Source organism: Colwellia piezophila ATCC BAA-637, assembly GCF_000378625.1.
In the GTDB taxonomy this organism is placed as follows: domain Bacteria; phylum Pseudomonadota; class Gammaproteobacteria; order Enterobacterales; family Alteromonadaceae; genus Colwellia; species Colwellia piezophila.
In genome coordinates this window covers 545,511-569,529 of the sequence record NZ_KB905160.1, presented here as the reverse complement: position 1 = coordinate 569,529, position 24,019 = coordinate 545,511, and the positions used below count along the sequence as shown (strand labels likewise).

At 41.3% G+C, this 24,019-nt stretch carries 9 protein-coding genes; 3 read left to right on the top strand and 6 right to left on the bottom strand.

The features are described 5' to 3' along the window. Positions 1-143 precede the first annotated feature (143 nt). The gene (locus F580_RS25320; protein WP_019026102.1) at positions 144-3,773 is read right to left on the bottom strand and encodes a CBM96 family carbohydrate-binding protein; all 3,630 of its coding nucleotides are present in this window, start codon (positions 3,771-3,773) and stop codon (positions 144-146) included. 336 nt (positions 3,774-4,109) lie between these two features. Between F580_RS25320 and F580_RS23805 the strand changes: the two genes are divergently transcribed. After that, a complete protein-coding gene (locus F580_RS23805; protein WP_019026101.1) occupies positions 4,110-5,693 on the top strand; it encodes a sulfatase family protein in 1,584 nt (527 codons plus the stop codon). Positions 5,694-5,951: 258 nt separating this feature from the next. On the opposite strand, the gene F580_RS0102395 is transcribed toward F580_RS23805, so the two are convergent. The 5 genes from F580_RS0102395 to F580_RS0102375 form a co-directional block, all read right to left on the bottom strand. Next, positions 5,952-6,224, bottom strand: a complete 273-nt coding sequence (locus tag F580_RS0102395) for a hypothetical protein (RefSeq protein ID WP_019026100.1) — start codon at positions 6,222-6,224, stop codon at positions 5,952-5,954. A 538-nt stretch (positions 6,225-6,762) separates the two neighbouring features. Further along, complete coding sequence (locus F580_RS0102390) at positions 6,763-9,120, bottom strand: right-handed parallel beta-helix repeat-containing protein (protein WP_019026099.1); 2,358 nt, start codon at positions 9,118-9,120, stop codon at positions 6,763-6,765. A gap of 97 nt (positions 9,121-9,217) precedes the next feature. Next, positions 9,218-11,377: a hypothetical protein gene (locus tag F580_RS0102385; RefSeq protein WP_019026098.1), complete on the bottom strand. Its 2,160-nt coding sequence runs from the start codon at positions 11,375-11,377 to the stop codon at positions 9,218-9,220. A 136-nt stretch (positions 11,378-11,513) separates the two neighbouring features. Continuing rightward, complete coding sequence (locus tag F580_RS0102380; RefSeq protein WP_019026097.1) at positions 11,514-13,199, bottom strand: sulfatase family protein; 1,686 nt, start codon at positions 13,197-13,199, stop codon at positions 11,514-11,516. A 45-nt stretch (positions 13,200-13,244) separates the two neighbouring features. Continuing rightward, positions 13,245-14,813: a sulfatase family protein gene (locus F580_RS0102375; RefSeq protein ID WP_019026096.1), complete on the bottom strand. Its 1,569-nt coding sequence runs from the start codon at positions 14,811-14,813 to the stop codon at positions 13,245-13,247. Positions 14,814-15,555: 742 nt separating this feature from the next. Here F580_RS0102375 and F580_RS0102370 point away from each other — a divergent pair. Both F580_RS0102370 and F580_RS23800 read left to right on the top strand, forming a co-directional pair. Then, the gene (locus F580_RS0102370; protein WP_019026095.1) at positions 15,556-21,741 is read left to right on the top strand and encodes a DUF5011 domain-containing protein; all 6,186 of its coding nucleotides are present in this window, start codon (positions 15,556-15,558) and stop codon (positions 21,739-21,741) included. 206 nt (positions 21,742-21,947) lie between these two features. Further along, positions 21,948-23,582: an alpha-L-fucosidase gene (locus tag F580_RS23800; protein WP_019026094.1), complete on the top strand. Its 1,635-nt coding sequence runs from the start codon at positions 21,948-21,950 to the stop codon at positions 23,580-23,582. The last annotated feature ends 437 nt before the right edge of the window (positions 23,583-24,019 follow it).

The window sequence follows — 24,019 nt, the reverse complement described above, 5'->3', positions numbered from 1 at the left end:
AGTCTTTCTGCTAAGAGCATTATGTGGAGGGTTTAGGATTGTTTATAAAGGAAGAACTGAAGAGCAGAGTGTTTTAAGGTCGATAACAAAACACTTGTTGTTAGCGACCTTTAACTGATTTTTAATTGAATTAAAAATGAATTTTATCTACTACCGCGCTTTACCGGTACTAGTAGCCATAAAGCGAATAGAAGCAGTATCCAGTAATCAATAGCGCCACCACTTTTTTTAGCTTGAGTATCTTCAGGCTCTAGATTGCTATCACCGGTGCCATCGTCACCTGTGCCATCATCGCCGGTGCCATCATCACCTGTGCCATCATCACCTGTGCCATCATCACCTGTGCCGTCGTCACCTGTGCCGTCATCACCTGTGCCGTCATCACCTGTGCCGTCATCACCTGTGCCGTCATCACCTGTGCCGTCATCACCTGTGCCGTCATCACCTGTGCCATCATCACCTGTGCCGTCATCGCCGGTGCCGTCATCGCCGGTGCCATCGTCACCTGTGCCATCGTCTACCACTGGGTCGCTATAGGCTAAATATGCTTCAATATTGGTTATGCCATCGTTATCTAAATCACCGGCACTGTCATCAACCGTTATATCTAAGCCATTAGCCAACTCCCAATTATCGCTCATGCCATCTTGATCGTTATCGGACAAAGTAGCGTTTGCTATCGCTGAATTATCCGATTGCAGCCCTGCTGCATCAACGGCGCGCACGACATACTGGTATGACTGTCCTAACACCAGATTGGTATCTTCATAGTTGCTCTGTGTCAACAACCCAGGATGAATGGCGCTATCGAAAAAATCTTCATCGTGCTCACGGCGATAGACTTTATAGCCCACCACATCTTGCTCGACACTGGCATTCCAACTGACAAAAATGGATTTTAGTTCATCCTCAGCAGTGACACCGCTGAGGGAGAAAGGCACGAGATCAGTATTGCCCGAGGTGTAAATAATAACCAGCTCTGCCCCAAAACCGGATTCAAGTGCATGAAGGTTCTTCCTGTTGGTATGTGGTAAACGATTAAGCGCGAGTGATACTGTGCCATTGCTGATGGCACTGGTGACATCGAACTCTCCCCATTGATCACTTTCAACACTACCAGTGGCAACGACTGGACCATCAATAATAGGTCGTTGATTCCAAGTCACCTCTGTTGGGATCCAGTCGGTATCACTAACAGCATATACTTCTATATCAACTACCTTGCTCCCCGAGCTGTGCATACGCAAGGTGGCACTGATAATGTCCCCCTCTACATCGACATTAAACTTTAGGTAGGCACGGCGATCTTCTAAGCCATCACTGGGGGTACGAAAAGAAAGCGTTGAGTTGCCTTCGTAATTGGTATCAGGATTGTCTGAGCGAACGTCAACATCCTCACTGACGATAATCGTCATGCTCTGGATAGTTTGCCCGACGGTAAACGACCAGACATCGCCAGTTATTACACTGTCATCACTCAGCACAGTGTCTACTCGCCAGTAATAGGTAGTGTTGGCTGTCAACTCACCCGGCTCGACAATGTTATTATTATTCTCAACATTGTCGGCTAACAAGTCCAAGCTGTTAGGGTTGATGCCAAAATAAATTTTGTTGCTCGCGGCATTGCGCGCAGCTAAAAACATCAAGTCGGCATCACTCTTAGCCGTCAGGGTTTTATCTATAGGTACCGGGCTGTTGGCTTTGTTTTTTGCGCGGTAACCTGGGATCCAGTAATTGCTATCACCGTGCTCATAGGCGCCAATATCTGGCGCACTGCCAATGTAGTTATCGTTAATACCGGGTAATACGATACCGGCATCAATCACAGCACTGCCATCAACAGGTCGAAAGTCGAGATTATTGGCGTCGCGCAACTGAGCGGCAGCGGTATCTCCTAAATCGGTATGTAATAGACCGTTCCAGTTATTACTATTCTCACCATTAAGTGCTTCAAACTTGTTAGGATCGCCCGAAATACCGGCAGCAAGATTGTTGTAGGTACTAGTGTTCTGGTTGCGCTGGTCACTGGGCTCTGCCGAATTACCGCCGCGTGTAATATTATCAATATTGATCATTGAAGCACTGCCATTCAGCGGCAAGGCACCACTCATATGATAAACCTGATGATAATCGCCCTTGATTTTGGCAATACTCGGCAGGTTGGCTCCGGCTAGGTGATGATCAAGACCACCCTGTTGATCAGCTATACCGCCGTCTTCACCATCCCAGCGCACCCCGCCTTTAAAGGCATTATGTACCCAGATGTGATGACGAACATTGCCGACAGAGCCTTTACCGCCACACTGAAAAGCGACACCATCTTGCTTAAAGTACCCCCAGTAAGAAGCGCGTGACCAGTTAACCTTGACATAGGAGCCTTTAAACATTAACTGACCACCATGGGTGTGAAAAGTATTGTATGACTGCTCTGAATTTCCCTTATTGGAGTTCATATCCAGAATCGGCCCGGCCATGCCGGTCAAGCCCCAGTGATGAAACAAGTTATTGGTCACCACATTATCGACTTTCTGATTGCCTTCACTCAAATCAATGGTGGCATCACCATAGGCAAACTCGTTATTACTGATCAACAATGAATCACCGGTTAGAATAGTCGCCCCGACATCGCTACCGCCAGTGTGTTGCAAGGCACCATCAACCGTTTTAGAAAAGATAGTATGCTCGCGCAATATACGTCGATACCAAGATGGATAGAGGAATCTATTGTCATTGATGGTGAGATGATCAGAATCATTACTTTTTAGTGAGATAATGGTAGTACCAAAAAACTCCAACCCCTCAATGGTCAGATAACTACTGCCACTAAAATCAAAGGCATAGGATTGGGTTTTACCGTGTACCTCTTTTCCGCTTGGGTCTTGACCATCTTCTGGCCACAACCAAACTTCTCCGCTATCAAGGTCGTAATACCATTCACCTGGCATATCCAGCGCATCCCTAGCTTCCACTAAAAAGTGACCTGAGCCTTTATCCTTCGGGTTAATCACGCCGTCGTGGCTAATAGAATTACTGCCCGGTGTATGGTTGGTAATCACCCGGGAGAACTGAGATTCAGAATGGTAATTGAGGATAATGGAGCCGCCGGTAAAACTGACTTGCGCATCATTACCGGTCGATAAACTATTAAACAGCACATTATTTTCTACTGTACTGGTGTTTGAACCCGAATCGTAGTTCCAGCTATTGGCCATATGCCCCCAAGTGCCGGCCTTATCAAACCAACTACCATCAGCCGGAGTAATTTTATCAGCCTTTAAATGAATGGGGTCAGTTGGATGGCCTACAGTAACATTAGGCCAGCGCGCCACTACTTGCATACGGTCGTCGACCCACAGCTGCCAAATGTCCTGATTAATGGTGGTTTTATAACAGTTGTTGGCACAATTGGGATGGCCTTCGCCCTCCCCCATTAACGTCCAGCCATTACTACCTAAACTGTTTAGATTACTAGAGCCGTCCAGTCGAACGGACTCACCATTCCAGTTGGTAATTTTAATCGGCGCGTTTTGTGTTCCCTGAAGGTTAGTGGCATTGACTTCCTCATGGTAATTGCCGCCGCGCAAATAAATGGTATCACCTGGCTGTACAACATCTACGGCTTTTTGAATACTACCAAAAGGTGCCTCTAGGCTACCAAGGTTCTCATCGCTACCGTTAGGATCAACAAACCACTGCGTTGCAAAGACATTAGCGCAAGCCAATAGCAATACCGTGCAAGCAGCAAGTTTAGTTATTTTGAATGACTGACTCATTTATTAATACCACTGTTGTAATGAGAGAATGTGATCGAGAGTTTACTTATTAGCAAACCATCAAGGTTTTATGTATAACGATTATACGTTAGTGATTATTATTTACAATAAGTACTTAATAGTACGGGGTACAAAATAGGTTACGGCCAGGCTCCACTTAAATAATAAATTTCATTTCGGAATAACAAACCCCATAAAACATACTGGACACAGTAAAATTGACGCTTTGAACCCTTAATGTATTGCCTCACACCATTTTTTGAGTATTATACATAAAGGACACAAGGTCTCTCAATAAATTAATATGAAACATTAAATACTAAACAAGGAGTGCTTATGACCAATAAAATAAATTTAATAAGGGTCATCAATACCCTAAAAGGTATTTTGGCTACCGCCTTATTGTCACCCGCGTTAAGTCTGCCGGTCATAGCGGCGGATAAAAAACCAAACATTCTGATGGTGTTAGTAGATGACCACGCCTTTGAAGCCATTTCCGCCTATGAATCGCATCTTAAGGACACGATAAAAACCCCAAATATCGACCGTGTTGCCAATGAGGGCATGCGTTTTACCAATATGTCGGTAACCACCTCAATCTGCTCGCCTGCCCGTGCTGCCACTTACACTGGCCAATACCCGCACAGTAACGGCGTGACTGGTAATAACAATGGCATTAACGACGATTCACCGCGTTATTCACATGCACTACAAAAAGCCGGCTACCAAACCTGGCTGATAGGTAAATGGCACTTGGGCTCTACTCCTAAAGGTTACGACAAGCACATGATGGTAAAAGGCCAGGGTAAGTATTTTAACCCAACCTTTAAAGGCTCAGAAGGTGAATGGCAGCGTGAAGGTTACTCCACCGATGTTTACGCCGATATTGCCTTGGAATGGTTGGCAGAGCGCGACAAGAAAAGACCCTTTTTAATGGGGCTGCAGTTTAAAGCACCTCACGAAGGTTTTGAGCATCATGCCCGTTATGACAATTTAAATGCGGATGTGACCTTTCCTGAGCCTGCGTCTCTGTACGAGCGTGTACATGAGTCCAACTCTAACCTCAAACGCGAGTGGTCACGCCTTCGTAAGCACAATTTAGTTTACGGCGGTGCCGAATATGGTGGTGTTCGTGAGCCCCGTTATCTCAAGGGGTTAAAGGCGAAAGCTCCCAATGCCATGCCTGAACACGACGCCAATAATGAAGAATCCAAAATCGGTGCTACCTACCAGCAGATGGTGCGCAAGTATTCGCGCGCAGTTGCCGGGAACGATGATAACTTCAAGCGTGTGATGGACTACCTAGAAGCCGAAGGCGAGCTGGACAATACCATTGTGGTTTATATGTCGGATCAAGGTTACTGGTTGGGTCAGCATGGTTTCTATGACAAGCGGTTGATATTTGAAAGCTCGGTAAAAACGCCCTTCCTGATCCGTTACCCTAAGTTGATCAAGGCTGGCTCTGTAAATGCGGATATGGTGATGAATATCGATATCGCGCCAACTCTACTAGATATGGTGGGTGTGCCGGTTCCTGTGGCGATGGAAGGTCGCAGCTTCTTGCCAATGCTCAAAGGTGAAGACGCGCCAAGTGACTGGCGTACACAAACGCTTTACACCTACTCGTCAGGGCCAAATCACTATGGGGTGCGCAATGACCGTTACACTTTTGTACATGTTCCAGGTTTCCCGCCTGAATTGTATGACCGAAAAAATGATCCCGATCAGATGGACAATTTGGGCACTAATCCTGAGTATGCAAGACAGATGGCTAAGCTGGAAGTCGCCCTGCAAAGTGAACTGACGGCGGTAGGCTTGACCGAAAAAATGTTGCCCAAAGCGCCTAAGGTGGCTAAAGCGGGTAACAAAACGAAGAAAAAACGTAAGTACAAGAAGAAAAACAAAGACCAACAGCACTGACAACACTAGGCATAAAGACTAGACAGACTAGACAGACTAGCGGTCAGTGGCTAATAACTTAACAATAAGCCGTTACTTTGGCCGGTGTAACGGTTTTTATGTGAGACAAAGCGTTCGACATAGCCTGCAGTATAAAACCTTTATAATTCCAGCTTAACCCTGAATTTTAACTTGGCTTGGCGATAAAATTCGTTTAAAGATTATACCAATCTGCATAAGTAAGTGATCGCTTCTTTATACGGAATGGTATTAACTACATTAGAAAGCGGTAATATTATGATCCCAATTCATCTCATCATTGGTTTTAGCTTGTAAAAAATCATAAAAGAGCGCCGAAGATAACGCTTTATCATTTAGTTGATTTAAGATGTTCCTTAATTCAACAATATTAATTCCTTCAACCGACTTAAATGATGTATCAATGGTTACCGACTTGGTTGATTTTCCCACTATAGAAAGAAGTTCAACCGGTGTGCGTTGTGTATCAACATTTAAACTATTTATACTTTTATTGGTGTTAATATCGTTCATAATCTATACCCTTATTGAAAAATCTGTATAAATATTAACGTATTATCTATTGCTAAGTTGTTACGACTTTGAAACAGCTTAGTGGAGTATTGTAACCATCATGCCCTTTATTAACAGGCAGCAATGTAAAATCACAAAAAAATCCAGCGCCTTTCAACGCTGGATTTTTGTTTATTATAAAATATTTTAGCTGGCGACTAATGCTTTAGCCGTTTGCTTAATATTCTTTATTTTTTACTGCTTATCACATCACTGATAACAACATTATTATTATCTTTGTTTAAATTCTAATTAGAACAAGCTATTAAATTAAATTTATTTTCTAAGTTAAGAGCTTTATCGTAAAAATAGGCGGTTTACTTTTCATTTTACCCCCTAATACAAGCCGATAAATTAGTTTGCGTAGCTAGCAAATTACTTAAGATTGTTTCTTAGTAGCCATATGGGTTCCCGATTAACCCCTCGGGAATGACAAATAAGTGCGTAACTAGCTTTATCTTAGGATGAAGCCATTACTTGTAATAGCTAACCTAAACGGTTAATGAACATTCTTTTTTACGACTTCAATACCACCATGTAAGAGAGTTTCACCACCCCACTGCATGGTGTCACGATCAAGCTTTAACAAATATTTTGGGTAGTCTTTACTTACCCCAAATGAATCCATGCTGACATCGAAAGGTTTAAAGCCTGTTTGTAACGCTTGGGCATTATCTACTAACCTGAAGTCTTTGTTGGCAATATCAACGAACTGTTGCTGCTCTGTAGTTACTGAGTTCAATTCAACACCATTTTCTTTATGTTTTTTAAGAAACTTTTCACTACCTGAAAATGCATAGGTATTGTTATCTAATAAATACTCATAAGGAATTTTTTTGGTGCCCTTCTTGGTAGCAAAAAACTCTTTAGAATTCCATAAATCTCTCGCACCATAGGGCGGACGACGAGCTTCTGTAAAGATATTATGCTTGATCACTGATTCAGCTTTAAAGTACTGGCGTGGGAATGCCCGCATGCGGATAGCTTCGCCATTGATATTGATGAAAATATTGTTAGTAATATGGTTGTAGTCTTTATGGACAATACCTGTACCAGCATTTTCAATGATATTTTGTGTAGTAATAGTACCTCGTTGCCAATCATCGGTACGCGCGCCTATGTAATCAACATCGTAAATGTAGTTGTGACGGATAATATTACCTTCACCCGCACCTGAAATATTAATTGATGCACCATCATGTAATTGCAATAACGTTTTCGTGACTTTATTATTTTCAATGATGTTATTTTTTGCATGTAAGTACGGCATAAAGTGTTCTTGAGCATCAACAGTCCAATCAACATCTAAGTCCATTTCATTCCAACGAATTGTTTTAGCCGCTTCGTCAAAATCTTCATGCTTTTTCATCATAATTTGTACACGAGGTCCGGCAACACCGACAGCTTTACGAGGAACATGATGGATCCAGTTATTAGAAATGGTATTACTACCACTTTGCCAAACAAAAACAGCATGACCGTGCCAAATTATTTCACCGACATGATGAATAATATTATTGGTAATAGTGTTGTGGTGATTTACGTCTTTGGTGCCAGGACCATAACCTGCTAATAAAATGCCCATATGACCAACATAATCAATTAAGTTGTCTTTAATGGTAATGTTTTGTGCATGTAAATCTAGACGAATAGCAGAGCCTGCCGAGTTGGTAAAGTGACTTTTAAGCACCTGCATGTTTTCAGCGCCACGAAAACGTAACATGGCATTTCCGGTATCAAAGGTATCCCAGTCATGTTGTATTCCCCAGCCTTTATGATCTTCATGCCAGGTCGCACGTTTGGCTTGGGTAAAAGTTAAACCTTCAAAACTAATGTTTCTAACCGGTTGATCAACTGGGCCGTCATAATCTATTTTCCCTTCCACACGTACTAACTCTTTAAGTTGAGGAATAGTGATGTCCGAGGGTTTTTGGTTATCATGTGGCCAGTAATAAAGTTTACCGGTTAAGCTGTTATGTGCCCACTCACCAGCTTCATCAATGAAATCAACAGCATTTTCTATTACTGCCCAAGGACCATTTTGTGAAAATGCAGGAGCATTGGCTTCATATTTAAGCGTTAAAAGTTTTTCATCTAAATCTATCGACTCAAGAGGAATGAAATTAAGTGCCCAAGGTACTGGGTTGAAAAACACTTCGATATCATCAAGGTTCTGCCAATCACGAATAGGCGCGCCTTCCACATATCGAATTTCACGCAGTAAATGACGATCTTTTTTATGCATCACGTTGCGTGAATCAGCAATCTCATAACCCGTTGGTTTGACACCATCAAAACGAGCACTTCGGGCTCTAGGCAAACGTTTATCATTGGTAAACATGGCAGTAAAACGACCATATTCTTCACGGGTCACATCGGCAACCCAAACATTGTCTTGAGCAACTTTCGGTAAACCTTCGACTGCAGTGGTTAATTTTTTCCAGCCATCAACCAATTTACCACTTGAAATAACAGGTTTTTCTTGTGCATAGGCTTTGTAGTGAACGAATGAATTACCGACACCACCATCTTGTTGATTCAATACCCAAGTATCAGTTAAGGTATAAGTACCACCACGTAACCAAACAATAATATCTTGCTGTCTTTGTTTGGCATCAAGTGCACGAATAGCATCACGTGCTGAGGCTAAGGTAGCAAAAGGGGCTTCTTTACTACCTGCATTACCAAGTTCCCCTTGAGGAGAAACGTAAAGCTCTAGTGAAGTAGCTGCTTGGCTACTCGCTTGAGCACTTTTTGTACTGCTTGATTCAACTGAATTTCCGCCACAAGCAGCTAATGCCAAGGTGCAACATGTTGCGAGTAAAAATGAACTTTTATTAAAATATTTTTTTATCATGATTTTTCCAAACTAACTGTTCTAATTGTTATTAATATTGTTGATAGCGCAATAAAAATCCAACACGACTATCAAGTTAAATTGTTTTAAATTTCTCTTAGTCTGCTACGGTGAACATCCAAACATCACCTTCAATCACTCGCCCCTCTTTGATGGCATCAACACGCCAATAGTAGGTTTTTCCCGGCGTTAATACCTTGGGAGTAAAGATGTTATGTTGATACTCCCCTTGATATTGCGTGGATGATTTATTTGCCGTGAAAACCTGCTGTTCATTGTTGCCGAAATATACCAAGTGACTACTTGCTTGATAAGCATTAAGCCACATTAAGTCAGCATCATGTTTTACCTTAGTTGCGGCAAGCGGAGGTACCGGCTGTGATGTTTTTTCAGCTTGAAAACCTGGGATCCAATAATCACGGGCGCCAAATTCATAAGCACCAATATCGGGTGCTTTGCCAAGAAAATGACTGGTTTTATTTTTAATAGCCAACCCCGCATCAACTAGATCTGAGTCAGCTTTTGGACGAAAATCTAAGTTATCCGGATCGCGAAGTTGTGAACGAACATCTAATCCTAAAGCGGCGCCATGCCAGTTATGACCAACAACACCAGGCACTGGGTATTTATTACCTGGCTTACTTCTATGACCAGAAAATTTATTGCTAATATTATTACGGGTTATTGTGCCGTGGTTATGACCTTGAATCGCTTTATTACTACTAATAATCAAATCATTTTGACGATTATCAAAACTAACATTATTAAATATGAAATGATTATCACCTTTGAAAAAAATGCGATCGGTGTTCCAAGCAACATTATTAAAAACATTGCCCTGTTGACCATAAGGTGCATTCGGTGTGTTCTTATTGTCGAAGCGAATACCCTGCTTAACACTGTCATGTAGCCAATTATAACGAACGATACTGCCGGGCTGTTGTTTGACACTGACTTGAATCAAAGAGCCATCATTTTGCAAATGACCAGAATCAGATAAATCATTGAGTTCAATGCGGTTACGAACACCTGCTTTAAATAATTCTGAGCAGCCAGTCGTTTTCACGGTATTGCGCCTGAAAATAAGATCACTCGACTTGACCATATTTAGGGTATAGCCACCTTTATAGGTACAGCTATAATCGATGTTGCTCATCAGGCAATTCTCGACCACATTTCCGCTACCATTCATTTCTATAGCAGGACCATCGGTATAAGATATTTTGCAATTAAGCAGATGATTTTTAGCGGTATCGTTATCTTTTTTGACTAACATTTTGGTCACTTCAATACGAGAAGTGTCACCTAACATACGTTTTGAATAGGAAGGATAATTTAGCTCTACATCTTCTATCTTGATATAGCGACTATTTTTAACATTAAAAGTGGTGGCAAAAAAATCAACCCCCTTAAATTGAACATCGCTAGAACGATCTATGTTAAGCGCATAGCTTTGCACTTTGCCCCGAATTTCAAGCGTTTCAGGATTAACGCCCTGCTCAGCCCATAAATACAACAACATAGTGTTGGCATCAAAAAACCACTCATTCTCTTCATCAAGTAAGCCTAGCTTTCCTTCTAGAAAGTAACCGTGCCGTTTAACGCCCTGATCAAAGCTAAAGTGAGATTTAACGCCTTTGGTGTTAAAAGAGAAGTGATCATTACCGGCTTTATGTTGAGTAATACTTGTTTGATAGCTTTTAAAAGACCCTGAATTAACCACGATAATGCCACCGGTTAAATCAAAGTTAAGTGCTGTTAACGCTTTATTGTAATAAGACCCTAACTCACCTTTTTCTGGCCACATCATGGCATTCTTTTTATCCCATATTGAACCATCGTACCAATTACCATTTGGCCAACGTGCTGAGGTCATGCTTTTATCATTAACAAATAATTGCCAAATAGCTTGCGACAATTGGGTTTGATAAATATTTCCTGAGTACTTTTTCCATTTAGATTTAATAACAATAGTACCGTCTAACACCACTTTTTCATTATTAAAGGCTTTAAAAATAAAAGGTTTCTTTTCTGTGCCGTTAAAGTCCTTAAGGGTGACTTTTTCAAAATAGTGTCCAGCGCGAATCATGGTAATGTCGCCCGCTCGCATTTTATCTGCAGCATACTGAATATGCTGAAAAGGCTTTTCAAAAGAACCGTCATTATTATCGTCGCCATTTAGCGCAACAAAATATTCAGTGGCCATAGCCGATGACATTGCCGATATAATGAGAAAACATAACAACAGTTGCTTCATACGGTATTCATACTCTTTAAATTAAAATTAACTAAACACTACTTGATAAATGCCAACAATTAATAGCTGCCAAAGCTGCCTTTAATGACATGTTTTGGCAGTGTTTATGCTACAACTTATTATTGAGACAGACTATTTATTGGTGCCAATGCTTAGCTTTTACTGCCATTAAACTGGGGTAATCTTCATCGTTATCACCAATTTCATGCTTTAAGTCGCTCAAAATTATCTTCAGCTTCGCTGTAACAGACTTACTCGCTTCATTAGGATATAAATTATTCATCTCATACGGATCCTTGGCTAAGTCATACATTTCCCAATAAGGTGGTGTTGCTGCAGGCATAGCGCCTTTTGAATCTAAAGGTAAACCGTAGAAAAATGACAATTTGTGCGTTTTAGTTCGAACACCATAGTGCGCAGGAACATAATGATGCGTCATATGTAACCAATACCGGTAATAAATAGCATCACGTCCTTTCGCATGTTCTGGGTCAAATAGTGCTGACTTAAAGCTTTGACCTTGCATTGATTTAGGGATTTTCACACCGGCTAAGTCGAGTAGGCTTGGTGCAATATCAATGTTCATAAAGAGTTCATCAGTAGTTTTACCTGCCACGCTCTTTCCTACCGATTTGTTCCCAGCAGCGTGTGCTTTTGGGTAACGTACTAAAAAGGGCATTTGAATAGATTCTTCATAAATCCAACGTTTATCATAATAATCGTGTTCACCTAACATCATGCCTTGATCAGACGTGTAGATAACAATGGTATTTTCGGTTAAACCGTTTTCATCAAGGTAATCAAGTACTCGGCCAACATTTTCATCAATGGCGACAATGGTACGTAAGTATTCTTTTAAATATTTTTGATAAGCTGCTGATACAACCGTATTCCAGTCATAACTATCAACTTTAAGTTTTCCCGTTGGCCAATTTTCATCCATCATGCGAGTCACTAAACCACGACCTTCGATACGGCGTGATACCGATGAGCCAAACTGCTGCCCTTTTTTGCCATCAATAATAACGGCATCCGTTGGACCATGTTTACCACGATTATACAAACTGTCTGGCTCTGGAATATGAACATCAGCAAGAAAATTTTCATGACGTTTAGCTGGCTCCCACAACCCATGTGGCGCCTTGTGATGAATCATCAACATAAAAGGTTTATCTTCATCACGATTGTCTAACCATTTAATACTTTCATCGGTGATCACATCAGTAACATAACCTGGATAAATCTCTCCACCTTGATTACCATTTTTCCATTTTTTACCAATTTCTTTTAACTTAGGCTGAAAGTAGTCACCTTGGTTTGGCAGTACATTGTAATAATCAAAACCAGACGGCTCGGTTTTTAAATGCCACTTACCGACAATGGCTGTTTGATAACCTGCCGCCTGTAATTGTTTGGCCATATTATCTTTTTTGCGATCCAGTGGCTGATCTAGGGTTTTAACGCCATTGGTATGACTATATTGTCCGGTTAATATCGCTGCACGACTTGGTGTACAAATAGAGTTATTGGCATACATACCATTAAACCGAATGCCTTCAGTGGCTAATCTATCGATATTAGGCGTTTTAAATACCGTTGATAAACGACCTCCATAACTAGATACGGCATTAGCCGCGTGATCGTCAGACATAATGAAAACGATATTTGGCTGTTTTGCGCTAACCTCTGCGGCGATTTCACCACTGAAAATAACAGCGGTTAATGTTGACAGTTTTAGACCACTTTTAATTATGCCTTTAATGGCTATTCGATTAATAACGTTGCGATTAACTGTACGTTTAATTAGTTTTTTAAAATTCATAATAATTATTCCAAGCTCCCAAGCTGTCTCATAGAAGATAAAGGGTTAGTCCCACGTTAAGGTTAAAAAAGCATGGTAACTTTCTTCAGGATTATTTAAGTCAAGCGGGTCTTCTACAATCGTCTGCCAGTCTTTTAATTGCACCATCATGGTTGCAATTTGATCTTGGTATTTTGCTTGTCCGCTCAAGTCATGCATTTCTAATGGATCGGCTTTCATATCAAACAACTGGGTGCGTTTAATCATGGGATAATAAATAAGCTTAAAGTCTTGGCTTCTTACCATGCGTTGGAAATGACGATATCCACCATAGATATTGTCATAGACCACATCTTTCTCACCGTTAATAAGCGGCACTATGCTCGGCGCATCAACACTTGCTGGTATTGCTAAACCGGCAAGTTCAACAGCTGTCGGGAAAACACTGTTCAAATAAAACATGCCCGTTGCGGTTTTATCGGCAGGAATATTAGGCCCTTTTATAATAAATGGCGCACGAACACTGTGATCGTATTGATTTTGTTTACCCATAAGACCATGACGTCCCATAGCTAAGCCGTGGTCTGAGGTATAAATAACAACCGTATTGTCTGCCTGACCACTTAGTTCTAATTGCGCTAGGATTCGACCAATTTGCGCATCGGTATGTTCAATCATGGCGTAATATTTACTAATTTTAGCCTTGATATTCTTTTCTGAGCGAGGAAAGCCCGTTAGTACTTCATCACGAAGGTAATAATCACCTTGATCAAATGGATGATATTTTAAGAAGTTTTTTGGCGTTGGAATTTTCTGCACTGGGTAACGCGCTAAATATTCATCAGGTGCATGCAATGGATCATGGGGCGCAAGAAAACCAACATACATCATAAAAGGTTTATCATTCACTTTTCGCTGTGCAAGAAAATCAACCGCTGCATCAGCAACAACTTCACTGGTATGTTTACCGCCTTTATAATCAGTAAAGGCATTACCACCAGATTTTGATGCATCAAAGTCAGTAAAATTGGCATCCCAATGACCACCTTTTTCATGACGAGACATACCATTTTTATGGATGGCTTTACCATGGCTGAAGCTTCGCTGCCAAACATCCATGGATAAATGCCATTTGCCTGTTTGAAAAGTATCGTAACCCGACTTTTTAAACGTTTCGCCAAAAGTGGCATGTTGAGCAACAAACTTAGGGTCATTTACACCCCTTGCATCAAGGCCTGTCCGATATAAATGGCGACCGGTATTAATCATTTGACGACTCGGTAAACAAACCGCACCAGACCAGGCACCTTGATTAAAAACATGCGAAAATCGCATACCTTGTTTAGCTAAACTATCTAAATTAGGGGTATTTATATGTTTATTACCAAAAGCCGATACCGTATCTGGCGCTTGATCATCGGTTAAGATAAAAAGCACATTTAAAGGCTTTTCTGCTGTAATGTCTGAATTAGTGTCTGAGTTGCTTTTTGAAGTAACGTTTGATTCACTACAGCCACTAATAAGTGTACTAATCATTATTGAGAATATAACAGTAGAAAGCGCAGCTATATTATTACCGCTTAACTTATTGCCGCTAAAAATACGCTCGCTTAAACAATTCTTAAAAGAATTCATTAATATTGCCTTTATTTAATCTAAATAGTGCTAATTGATTACCTTGGTAGTTTTATTAAAACTAAAGGCCACCAATAACCATAACAAGAAAATTACAGCACCAAGTGAGTATTGTAAAGAATAAACACCAACACATAGCAATTTAACCGGATATATTGCTGACAACAATGATTTAAATGCAATAAAGTACAAAATATTTTGTGTTTATCCCTGCAAGCTAGTTTATTTACTTGTTGTTTAAGTTAGCCATGGTGAGTTTTCGCTGGACCGATACTAACCAAGCATCTTATACAAAACGTGACTTCCCTCCCCTGCGGTCTAAAAATAAATTTAGCGAGTTCTAGTGGCAGACATTAGCCCATTAAAAATACTTACAGTACTGGTAATAGTGCTTTAAAAGAACTTTATATAACAAAATCACACACATAAAGACCTAGAAGCCATAAGCCAACCCATCATAGATGTATACTATATAAAAAAAACACATTGATCGTTGCAAAGAACTTTACGGTAATGTAACTTAGATGGTTAAAATTACAACTATCACTAAAAAACGTGATACTTATTATTTTTAATAGACTGATAAAACAGAGATTTATTATTTAACTGTTGTTTTGACGCGATAATTTCTATCAAAAACAACAGTTAGACCATTGTAAACTAAAGACATCAAACAATAATAATTACAAGTCGAAATTTAGCAATAACAAAGACAATAAAGCCAAACAGTTATGAGGGAATCATGAATAAATTTAACAAACACAAACTTGCTACAGCAATCGGAATCATTTGTCTCACTAGCAACTTCTCGGCTTTTGCCGACACATTACTGTCAGATCCAAGCTCTTATGAAAATATTGCGGGTAATGATCATTGGACGGCATTTGATATTTTAGACGAGCGTCTCGATGTTATGCGTCTGCCAATTAGTGCAAACTTAACTTTAGGACAAGGTGACGACAAAGCTGATTACAGCCATGTCGAAACCTGGTTATCGTTGCCGGAGAATTCCGAGTGGCAATGGGCAACACCTGAGCAATTCGATGCCATTCGCAATGTCTTCAATCTTCCTGCGTTACAAGACAATATTGATGCCTTCTTGGGTTTTAATGGTGATCGATGGTCAATGAATAAGAATGGTAAATGGACAGTGGCAACTAAAGATACCAGCAACGCTGATCAAGAAGCTAATCTAGCCATGCTGAAATATGTCGTAGATGGCGGTTCATTTGCTACCGTTTCGCCGAAAACTGGTTTAACTCTCAAAACTAATCACGTCGCTGCCTTATTAGTACGTGTGGTAGCTGTTGATAGTGACCTCGATGGTGTTAATGATTCAGAAGATGCTTTTCCAGATGACCCAGCGGCTTCTATTGATGATGATAATGACGGTTTACCAGATTATTGGAATGATGGTAAAGACCAATCTCATTCAACTTCAGAGCCAAAATTAGTGTTAGATCTCCATCTTGATGATCCTACCAATGGCCAAACGGATACCGATGGCGATAATGTTTCCGATGAAGATGATGCCTTTCCTGCAGACATTTCCGCCTCAATAGACAGCGATAATGACGGTTACCCTGATAGTTGGAATGACGGTAAATCAGCCGTAGATTCAACTTCAGAGCCGGTATTAGTAATAGATGCCTTTCCAAATGACGCCGCGGCTTATCTTGATACTGATGGCGACGGTTATCCCGATGATTGGAATGAGGGGATGTCAGCCGATGATTCAAACTCAGGCCTATTAAAAGATGCCTTCCCACTTGATGCCGCGGCTTCTCTTGATACTGATGGCGACGGTTATCCAGATAGTTGGAATGACGGTAAGTCAGCAGATGATTCAACCACAGAGCTAGCGATAGATGCCTTCCCGGAAGACGCTACTGAAAGCATAGATAGCGATGGCGACGGCGTAGGCGATAATTCCGACCCAGCTCCACAGGACAAATATGACGGCGTGATTCAAGCCGGTTCAAGGTTGTCAAAATCCGATTCTTATGAAAATATTGAGGATAATGATTATTGGACCGCATACGAAATTTTAGGCGAACGCCTTGATATTATGCGTTTTCATGTCAGTGCCAGCTTAAATTTAAAAGAAGGAGATAATGTTGGTACCGCAAAAGACTCCGATGTTGATACCTGGTTGTTGGCAAATCCCGAGTGGCAATGGGCAACACCGGAGCAATTCGGATCCCTTCATGGTTTCTTTGATGCTTTTGCAGATAAAGAGCAAGATAATATTGCTGCATTCTTAGCGTTAAATGGCAACCAATGGTCTACTTGGACAAATAGTTCAAATGATTCAAAATGGACAGTGGCAACGAAAGATACAAACTCAGCAGATGAAACAGCTGGTGCCCCCATGCTAAAATATGCAGTAGTTAAAGATGATCGCTTTGACGACTTTGAGGCTGTCTCTGATTTTAAACTCTATAAAGATCACGCCGCTGCCTTGTTAGTACGCGTAGTTGTTGATCCCAATGCCGATACTGATGGCGATGGCGTTATTGATACACAAGATGCCTTTATAAATGATGCCGCTGCTTCTGTTGATACTGACGGCGACGGTTATCCCGATGATTGGAATGAGGGTAAATCAGCTGTTGATTCAACCTCAGCGCCAGTTTTAGCGTTAGATGCATTCCCTACGGATCCTACTGAAACAACCGATACTGATGGTGATGGCGTTGGTAATAACAGTGATGCCTTCCCAACAGATCCCACTGAAACTCTCGATAGTGATTCAGATGGCGTTGGTGATAATGCTGATGACTTCCCACATAATGCCAGTAAAAGCGTAGATACGGCTCCTGTTGTAACGGCTCCTGTTGATATTACTGTAGCGGCCTTAGACAGTACCGGTACTAGTAAAACAAATGCAACTATAGCGGCATTTTTAACCGCGGCAAGCGCTAGCGATATTGACGATGGTAGTATTACCGTAAGCCATGATGCGCCTGATACCTTTGCGCTTGGTGATACCTTAGTAACCTTTACTGCCACAGACACTGGTAATAACACGGTAACAGCGCAAGCAACCATAACGATTACTGACCAAACCGCACCGGTTATTACCTTAATTGGTGAGAGTACGCAAACAGTGGCACTTAATGGTACCTATATGGATGAAGGGGCTACAGCACTGGATAATGTTGATGGTGATGTCACCGGTGATATAGAAATAGATGAAAGTGGGGTTGATATCACTACCGAGGGTACTTATACCGTTACTTATACCGTGTCTGATAAAAAAGGCCTTGTAGGAACAGCCAGCCGTACCGTCACAGTTCAAGATGCTGCAGCGCCAGTCGTTATCGCGCCAGAAAGTATCACTGTTGAGGCGACTAGCCCTGCAGGTACTGAAAATAGCGATGCAAGCATAGTCGCGTTCTTACTTGCTGCCACGGCTGAAGATGCTGTGGATGGCACGCTTATCCCTAGTGCTGTTGATGTACCTGAATTCTTTGCCTTAGGTGATACACCAGTTACTTTCGAATCGACAGATAGTGAAAGCTATACCGGTACTAGCGAAGCGACAATAACCGTTGTGGACACGACGGTCCCCGTTATCACCTTGAATGGCGAGAGCGCAATAACACTAGCACCGAACAGTGAATATACTGAACCCGGGGCGACAGCAACAGATATTGTTGATGCAAACGTTACTGTTGTCATTGGTGGTGATACGGTTGATACCTCGGTACAAGCGACTTATACCCTAACGTATACCGCAGTTGATAACGAAGGCAACCATGCAGAACCAGTAACTCGAGTGGTTACCGTACAAGATGCCAGTGCGCCAGTACTAACTGCACCAGCCAATATTACTGTTGCCGCAACTGACAGCGATGGTACAGCGATTTCAGACAGTGCAATTAGTGCCTTCTTAGCTGCTGCCACTGCCAATGATGCGGTAGATGGTAATGTTAGTATTACTGATGATGCACCGAATGTGTTTCCAATCGGTGTTACTACGGTCACATTCTCGGCAACAGATAGTGCTGAAAATACTGGTAGCACTCAAGCTACGGTTACCATAGCAGATCAAAGTGTTCCCGTTATCACGCTTATAGATGCTGCAGTTGAGCTACAAGTTGGTGATAGTTATCTAGAACCTGGCTTTACTGCCATGGATAATGTTGATGGTGATGTCACAGCTAATGTGATGGTTTCAGATACGCTTGATACTACAACCGCTGGTACTTATCAGCTTACTTACAATGTAACCGATACGGCTAGTAATGCGGCCATTCAAGTAACTCGTCAAGTAGTTGTACTGGCTGCTGATGTAGTTCTAACCGGTTCAAAATTGTCAAACACCGATTCTTATAAAAATAGTGCTGAACAAGATTATTGGACTGCCTACGACATTTTAGGCGAACGTCTCGATGTTATGCGTCTGCCTGTAAGTGCTAGCTTAACTTTAACAGCAGAAGATGAAGTTGGCATTGCAGACTTCTCCCATGTTGAAGCCTGGTTGGCGGATAACCCAGAGTGGCAATGGTCTACACCTGAGCAGTTCACTGCCATACATGGCTTCTTTGATGCTGATGAATCACCTGAGAACATTACTGCTTTCTTAACGTTAAATGGCGAGCAATGGTCGACTTGGGTAAAAGAAGGTAAAGATTCAAAATGGACAGTGGCAACAAAAGATACCAATGTAGTAGATGAAACGGTTGAAGCGCCCATGCTGAAATATGCCGTAGAGCAAGAAAAATTCGCTGATGTTGTAGCGGTTACTGGTTTTAATCTCAACCAAAATCACGCCGCGGCCTTATTAGTACGTATTGTTGCTAATGCCGATACCGATACTGATGGCGATGGCGTTGTTGATATTGACGATGCATTCCCTGAAGATCCGAATGAAACAACTGATACCGATGAAGATGGTGTCGGTGACAACAGTGATGCCTTTCCAACTGATGCTACTGAAACGGTAGATAGTGATGGTGATGGTGTGGGTGACAACAGTGATGCCTTTCCAAATGATGCCAGTGAAACAGTAGATATTGATGGTGATGGTATTGGTGATAATATCGATACTGATATAACGGATGTTTTACCGCCGGTATTTACTGACAAAAATGTCACTGTCACGTCAAATGCTCACGGGATATTAACGGATATATCAGGGATAGTAGAGGGATTGATTGACGGCAATAAAATTGGCCATACTGTTTCCGTAACCGATGCCTTCGACGGCCCAATTACCCCGGTATTAGAGACAGAAAATTTACTGCTACCGTCTGGTCTACATATAATTACCTTTAGTGCCACCGATGCCGCTGGCAATACGGCTACGAAAGAAATATCGTATCGTATACGACCATTGGTTTCACTAGGTACAGATGTTATCGCTGAAGCCGGTAGTACTTTACGTATACCGGTTAAGTTAAGTGGCCCGGCACCTGAGTATCCTGTGATAATTGATTACCTTATCAATACACCAACAGGCAGTACGACGGGACAAGTTACCTTCGAAGAAGATAGTCTAGCCACTGAATTGGTGTTGGTCATTGACAGCGAAGCACAAGCGGGTGATGAAATAGTTATTGACAGCTTTGCTGATAGCTTTGCTGATAAACCGTACCTTATGAACGCGGCTATTCCTGAAGCGATGGCCTTAACCGTTAAAGTTAGCGCCGATAATTTTGCGCCTACGGTTGATATTAGTGTTAAACAAGCGGAACAAAATATTAGTACGGTGTCGCCAACATCAGGCTTAGTTTCAATTACCGCTGACATTAGCGATATAAATAGCAGTGATGAACACAGTGTTAGTTTCGAAGTGGTTGATAGTGCCTTTAGTGGTGAGGTTTCTGGTGAGTTACTCAATAGCTTCACTTTTGACCCCGCCAATTTGGCTACCGGTACATATCAGGTAAAAGTTACTGTGACTGAAACCAATAGTGTTGATCTATTGAGTACTGAAGTGTTCACCTCCTTGTATATTGATGAAGCACTAACCGAGATTGTTGCCGATAGCGATCAAGATGGTATACCTGATTCAATAGACACTGACAGTGATACCTCTCGCTTACCTGTGGCAGTAGATGAACAACCACTGCAAGTACAAGCGGGTTTAAAATTGGTATTAGGTGAACATGCTCGAGGCCTTGATTTCGCAAGTATTGCTGCAGATGCGCTGATGGCTGATGTTGAATTTGACTCTGTTTCATCTATTACAAACTTTAATATCAAAGGTTTAAATGTCAGTGGTGAGTCTGTGCAGGTGGTATTGCCATTAGCACAAGGCTTAATTATTCCAAAAGGTGCTGTCTATCGTAAGTTTACCGAGTCAAAAAGTTGGTTTAACTTTGTTGAAGATGAAAACAACAGCCTAAGTTCGGCAGTCAGACACTTTAGCGGTAACTGTCCTGCCCCCTCATCAAGCAAATACACGCCAGGCTTAACTTTTGGTCACGGCTGTATCCAGTTAACTATTGAAGATGGCGGTGCTAATGATGGTGACGGCTTAGTTAACGGTGAGATAGCAGATCCGGGTGTGCTTGCTGTTGATCATGTAAATACTTTGCCAGAGATAACACTCAACAATTTATCTACCTTTAGTACATCACAGGTGACTCTTAGCGCGTTAACAACTGATTATGAAGGCGACGATGTTAGCTATACCTGGCTGCAATTATCGGGTCCAGACGTTGAACTAAGCGGAGCAAGCTCAAGCACGATAAGCTTCACTGCTCCTGAAGTACAACATCAAACGACATTAACTTTTGAGGTGTTAGCAAGTAATGGTACCGACACATCGTCTCAAACGGTTGAAGTAGTGGTTTACCAAGCGCCTTATAACCTTTACAGCAGCCCTCAGAATGATGACAGCGGTGGCTCTTTTGGTTGGTTACTTAGCTTAATGGGTCTTGCCGGTTTAGCACGCCGTAGATTTTTCAAGAAGTAATCAATTTCTAGAATCTAGAAAACACATCTAAAAATATCATACCTGACAGTTAATCACTGTCAGGTATTTTTATTTATACCCATGCGTTTAAGACAGTTAGCGCAAGCCAGAAAGATTAAGCAGTAACATAAGAAGCCTAATAAGAACAAAACGAACTTAATGGACTTGGTATTAGCTTCTTTATCAATATCTAAGGAAAACACAAAATGAAATTTTCAAAATTAACGCTAGTGAGTTTATTAATAACCGCCAGTATCACCTCACTGAATGCTAGCGCTGACAAATATGAAGCTAGTTGGGACTCGCTATCAACACAAGTCTTACCTGAGTGGATAGTTGATGCTAAGTTTGGTATTTATACCCACTGGGGTGTTTATTCTGTGCCCGCGCACGGTGGCCCTGATTATGCGCCTAATTTATACAGCCATAAAAGGGACGTCAAAGGTGTCTACTCATACCACAAAGAAAAATATGGTGATTTAGATAAAGTGGGTTATACCGATCTAGTTAAAAAATTTACCGCGCCAAAATTCAATGCCGATGATTGGGCGGGGGTAATGCATAACGCGGGAGCCAAGTTTGCCGGCATCAGTGTTGTTCATCATGATGGATTCTTGCTTTGGGACTCAAAAGTAAGCCGTTGGAATGCGAAACAAATGGGACCTAAACGTGATATTTACGGTGAAATAGCCAAAGCAGTACGTGCTAATGACATGAAGCTAGTGGCGACTATGCATCACGGTCGTTCTCCGGGTTGGAAAAGCAAATTTTTACCTAAAGACTCACGAGATGAAGCAAAAAAATGGGATATGAATAATCCTGAATTCAATGATTTTTTCTGGGACAAAAATGATCCCGCCGTAATTAAGAAATTCGAACAAGATTGGCAAAAGAAAGTTTACGAAATTATCGATAATTATCAACCCGATTTATTATGGTTTGATGGTTTAAGACAAGCAATGAAAAAAAGCCACCCTTCAGAAAAAACGGTATTAGAGACCCTCAGTTATTACTTTAATGAAGCAGACAAAAGAAACCAAGAAGTTGTATTAGCCAACAAACATGCCGGTAATTTTAACTTCCCTAAAGAGGTAGGTTTACGCTCTTATGAAGGCGGTCGCGACATGCCAGAGCATATTAAAGGTTACTACCTCACTGACCGCGCTATCGGTTACCCTTGGTCTTATGTTAATAATAAAACCTATAGCGATGGTGCTCGCTTTCATGTCGGTTTTTTAGTGGATAACGTCTCTCGTGGCGGCATTTATTTAATGTCTCTGACACCTAAAGGTGACGGTTCTATTCCCGCAGGTGAACTCGAAATTACTCAAGGTATTGGTCGTTGGTTAAGCGCCAACGGCGAAGCTATTTATGGCACCCGGAGATACTCAGTCTATGGTGAAGGTAAACATTTAATTTATAAAAAGCTTAAGAAAAATAAAACCATTTATGCATGGGATTATCGTAACTTAGGCGCTGATGATATTCGTTTCACCCAAAAGCAAAATAACTTATACACCATTGTATTAGGTATGCCCAAAAGCCGTATATTAACTATCAAAACACTCAACAGTGATTATGATATCTCTAGTGAAAATAAAATCACCAGTATTGAATTGCTAGACAGTGATGAAATAATTGCCTGGAGCCGAGACAAAGACGGCTTGCACATTAAATTCCCAAAAGGTTACCAAGGTGAGTTTGCTCATGCCTTCAGAATTAAGGTGGCCGGTAAATTAATTGTCAACGAGCCAGATGTTGAAAATAGATTAAAGCTCGAAAGATTGAACAAATTCACCCTAGAAGCAGAAGATGAAATCAAAGTGGTTATCTCCGATTAATCTAAACGTTTTCAATCTTGCTACTAGCTGACAACGTTTATTGTAGGGATAATCTGAAGTGTGAAGATGTGAATGGTAAAGGTGCAAACAATGCTTGCACCTTTTTATTTACAGGGATCTAATACCAATTCGTATAAGAAAGTGATCACTTGGCGAGAATTTAAAGGTTTATAGGCAAGGCATTGAATGCAGCTAATGGTTGTTCCCTTAGCAAAATCAATAACGCAGTATATAAGCCTTTAAAACTCGCCCTTTGGGAACACATGGAGCACCATGATAACGTCACAAAATAGGCTTGATGTAGAGTAACTATAACTACGCCTATTTTGATTGTTCTAATGTCGCCCATACCGTTCTAAGTGATCACTTCTTTATACGAAATGGTATAATGTCACGATTTCAGTTCCAGACAAATTATAAGTACTGATAACAATACA